Origin of the sequence: Tepidiforma sp., from assembly GCF_034432735.1 — a bacterium.
Lineage (GTDB): Bacteria > Chloroflexota > Dehalococcoidia > Tepidiformales > Tepidiformaceae > Tepidiforma.
Genome location: NZ_DAOUBJ010000135.1, coordinates 1 through 4066, shown reverse-complemented (window position 1 = coordinate 4066; position 4066 = coordinate 1). Strand labels below are relative to the sequence as shown.

Below are 4066 nucleotides of genomic sequence, written 5' to 3'. Positions count from 1 at the left end.
GCGGTGGCCATTGGGCGGGGCGGCGGGGGAGGAGGAAGTTCGCCCGGCGCTGCGCCGGACGCGGCGACGCGGACGCTGACGCCGGGAGCGGTGGTGCCGGTTGGTTCGGTGACGGGCACGGCTTCGCCGCGCGCGACGGGTACAGGGGCAGCGACGCCATCGGTGAGCGCGACCGTGGCGGGTACGGTGACGCCAGGAGCGAGCCCGACGGGCACGGTGGGGCCCGGCACGCCGACACCTGGCGGCTCGCCGACGGCGACGCCGACGCTGGCGCCGACGGCGACGCCGACGCCGTTGCCACCGACGCCGACGCCGGTATTGCCGACGCCGACGCCGACGCCGTTGCCACCGCGGCCGAGCGGGTTGAGGGATTGCGACCTGACGCTCCAAGAAGGGAAGTGCGGGCCTTCGCCGGCGCGGGTGATCTGCTTTCCGCCGTTTCCTGCCGACCTGGGCCACGGGACGAACAGCAACTGGTTCGTGGATGTGAGCCGCAGCTATCCGCTGCAACCGGGTTGGCGAGAGGTGTGGGTGGAGTACGACGTCTCGGTCGGGCCGCTGATCCGTGTCGGACAGCGCGGTTGCGAGTGAACGCGGGGTGACGGGGGCCACCGGACGGACACCGAGCAGGGGTAGGGACTTCCCCTAGGGGGACAGTGGGTAACGGCGCTCCCAAGCCGTTACCGGGGTGTTCTCTGTGTAGCCATGCGGGCGATGGTGAGGAGGGTCGAACCCCCAAGCGAGACCTGGCGGGCAACCGCCGCAGGCAGGGTCTCCGGCGGGGTTCGCGATGGCTGTTTCGGCGTTTGGGCACCCGAGGGGGGTGGGCGCGTGGGTGCGGGAGTGGCGCCCGGGGCGGGCGTTTCCGCTCTATGTGGCGGCGTTGCTGGCTGGGGCGGGCCTGGGGATCGGCTTCGATGTGCTGGCCTCGGATGCGGGGCGGATTGCGCCGCGGGCGGTGGTGGAGCGAGCCGAGTCGGGGCCGGCATTCGACGTGGGAGTGGTTTGGCCGGGGTCGATGTGGGAGGACTTGGGGGTTCCGTTGGATGGTGGCGCTCCGGTCGCGGAGGTGGGGCGTGCGAGCGACCCTGGGCCGGGGACGTTGCCGGCGGATTTTGCGCGGGCTTTGGGTGCGTTCGGGCCGTGGGTAGCGCCGGCTGCTGGCGAGGGTGCGGCTGGGGAGGGCGGCACGCCGGCGGGCCAGCTCGCGTTGCAACGGCCAGATTCGGTGCCGGCTTCGCGCCCAGCGGATGCGGTGGCACCGGTCCAACCTCCGGCGACGCCTGCGCAGAGTGCGGGCTCCTCGGCGCCAGCCAAGCCGAACTTTTACGTGCCGCAGGTGTCGTCCGGGCCAGCGACGGCGCTGGAGCTGGAGCTATTCGAGCGGATCAATGCGGAGCGAGCGAAGGTGGGGCTCGCGCCGTACGTTCTGGATGCGGGGCTGACGAAGGTGGCGCGAACGCGGTCGCAGCAGTTGGTCGATCAGGGGTACTTCGGCCATGTGGATCCGTATGGGTACTCGATGTACGTGGAGCTGCTGGCCTACTTCGGCTTCGGGAGCTATGCGTGGGCGGGTGAGAACTTGGCGATGAACAATTATCCGGCGGGTCAGGCGGTTGGGGTGGCGCTGGAGGGCCTGATGAATAGCCCGACGCACCGGGCGAATCTGTTGGCTGGGGACTTCAGCCGGATCGGGGTCGGCGAGGTGACGGACGGGCAGGGCCGCCACTATTTCACGATGATCTTTTTGGGCTGAGCTGGGGGTGCCAGGCTGGGCCCGTCAGGGGAGGGGGTCGTCGGGCGGGAAGTCGTCGGTGTCGGACTGTCGATTGCGGGCGAGGACGTAGCCGGCTCCTCCGCCGACGGCGGCGATTGCGCCGAGGACCAGGACGATGACGCCCCAGATGGGGAATCCGCCGTCGTCGTTGGAGGATGTGGATTGGCGGCCCGGTGTGGCGCTGGTGACACCGCCGCCGGTGATGGGGGAACCGGCTCCGGGGGAGCCGGGGGGGATGGTTGCGACGGGGCTGCCGTTGGTGGCCGTGCTGCCGGGGCGGGGAGTCTGGGTGGCGGCGGGGGCGGGGGTGCGCGTTGGGGTTGGGGTGAAGGTGGGGATGGGCGCGGGGGTGGCGCTCCCGAAGGTGACGTCGAGTTGGACTGGGCCGGCTTGCCAGCGGGCGCTTTGGGGCGCGAAACGGTCGCCGATTTTGATGCGGACTTCGGCGCCTGGTCGGCCGCAGCCGGCGATCTGGGAGTTGGCGACGACGTCGACGACGTAGACGGTGACGCGGGAGCTGCCTTCGCCGGTGTATTCGGTTTTGCCGTCTTTTCCGCAGAGGGTTTCGCCGATGTAGGCCTCGACGGGGAGGCCGGCTGGGACGGGGCCTTCGGAGTCGGTGACGGATCCGAAGATGGTGGACGGTGGGTCGAACTGGGCGAGGGCGGTGGTGGTGGCGGCGAGGGCGATGGCGCCAGCGGAGAGGGCGGCGAGGAGCGCGCCTCGGAGGCAGATCATGGGCTCATCCTGATTCGGGTCTGACGGCCGCTTTCAAGGTACGGCAGACGACCGACAGGGTCATCAGCGGGGCAGGGTCAACGTAAACGGTTCGTTGACGTAGATCCAAACGGCTCGGCCGTCGCCGAGTTGGGTGAGGGTGTTGACGCCATCGGGCGCGCCGGGGATGTAGCGGAGCCACTGCTGGTTTTCGGCGTCCCAAGCGTAGACGATGGCGACTTTTGCTTGGTTGTCGCCGAGGGCGGAACCGACGGCGACGGTGCCTCGGCCGGTCGGCACCAGGTTCCAGCCGGGGGTGAGGGCGACTTCGGTTTCGGTGCCGAACGGGATGACGACATCGAGGACGATGCTGCCTTCGGGGTCGGGCGGGAGGACGGGCGGGATGAAGGGCTCGACGATTTGCCCGGTGCTGCAGTGGGCGGTGGCGAGTTCGTAGTCGTTCCAGGTGAGTGAGACGTAGTCGCCGGCGCCGAGGATGCGGTCGCCGGTGCTGCCGAGCCAGCCGCGGGCGGTGGCGCCGGGGCCGCCGAGGAAGGTTTTGCTTTCGCCGGGTGCGAGGAGGCCGGAGAGGTCGAGGTGTTCGGCGATGCCGACTTGGCCACCGGGGCTGCGGAGGCCGAAGCCGGCGAGGTTGACGGGTTTGGTGCCCCGATTGGTGATGGTGATGGATTCTTGGCCGGTGCAGCTGAAGGCGGAGATGGTGATGTCACCGGGGATGGGGGCTGGGAGTGCTGGGAAGGTGACGATGACGTTGGTGGGTTGGAGGAGGCTGTTGGTGACCTTGATCCAGGCTTGGCATTCGTCGCTTTGGATGACCGGCTTGGCGATGGCGGTGGCGATAGGGTTGCCGAGGGGGTCGACGGTATCGTAGGTGGTGGCGGTGGCGAAGCGTCGGGTGCCGTTGATTTCGACGGGTTGGTCGGCGGATTCGAGGATGATTCCGGAGCCGGCATCGATTTCGAAGCGGATGGGGATGCCGAGGACGTTGTTGTAGTTGGCGGCATCGCAGAAGCCATCGCGGTCTTTGAGGTGGGCGACGACGTATTTGAACTGGGCCGATTCGCCGTTGACGACGGTGACGCGTTTGTAGCCGGCCCAGCGCCAGGTGGTTTCGGCGATGTTGGAGGCGACGGCGGGGTATTTGCCGCGGGTGGTGGGCTCGGGGTATTCGGCGACGGCGTAGTAGCGGCTGCGGCCGACGATTTGTTCGGGCTCGCAGTGGGGGTTGGCGGTGATGGGGTTGGCTGGGCATTCCTCGAAGGTGAGGTTGAAGTCGCCGTAGGTGGCGATGGTGGCCTGGCCCTGGCCATCGGAGGGCTGGCTGTACATGCGCGGCTTGGTGGCGGAGCCGAGGACGGTGGGGACTTTGGTGTGGGGGTTGAGGTTGGGCGAGAAGTCGGTCGGGTCGTCGGGGACGAAGAAGCCGGAGGAGCCGTTGGTGACTCGGGGGCTGTAGCTGTTGCGAACTGGTTCGTTTTGCATGAGGAAGGTGACGACGGCGGATGGCATTTCGGGCGGGTCGGAGCGGTAATCGCGGTCGCCGCGGAGGCG

3 protein-coding genes and 1 pseudogene are annotated in these 4066 nt (G+C 68.9%); 2 read left to right on the top strand and 2 right to left on the bottom strand.

Annotated elements, in window-relative coordinates; all coding sequences use genetic code 11:
- Together VAE53_RS11915 and VAE53_RS11910 are read left to right on the top strand one after the other, a co-directional pair.
- Window positions 1–591, top strand: a pseudogene (locus VAE53_RS11915) (hypothetical protein); the annotation flags it as partial.
- A gap of 244 nt (window positions 592–835) precedes the next feature.
- On the top strand, window positions 836–1756 hold the full coding sequence (locus tag VAE53_RS11910; protein WP_322819588.1) for a CAP domain-containing protein: 921 nt from the start codon (window positions 836–838) through the stop codon (window positions 1754–1756).
- A 24-nt stretch (window positions 1757–1780) separates the two neighbouring features.
- Here VAE53_RS11910 and VAE53_RS11905 read toward each other — a convergent pair whose 3' ends face one another.
- Together VAE53_RS11905 and VAE53_RS11900 are read right to left on the bottom strand one after the other, a co-directional pair.
- Complete coding sequence (locus VAE53_RS11905; RefSeq protein ID WP_322819587.1) at window positions 1781–2515, bottom strand: hypothetical protein; 735 nt, start codon at window positions 2513–2515, stop codon at window positions 1781–1783.
- Between the two features lie 63 nt (window positions 2516–2578).
- Window positions 2579–4066: hypothetical protein (locus tag VAE53_RS11900; protein ID WP_322819586.1), on the bottom strand; the 1488-nt coding region annotated here is incomplete at its 5' end.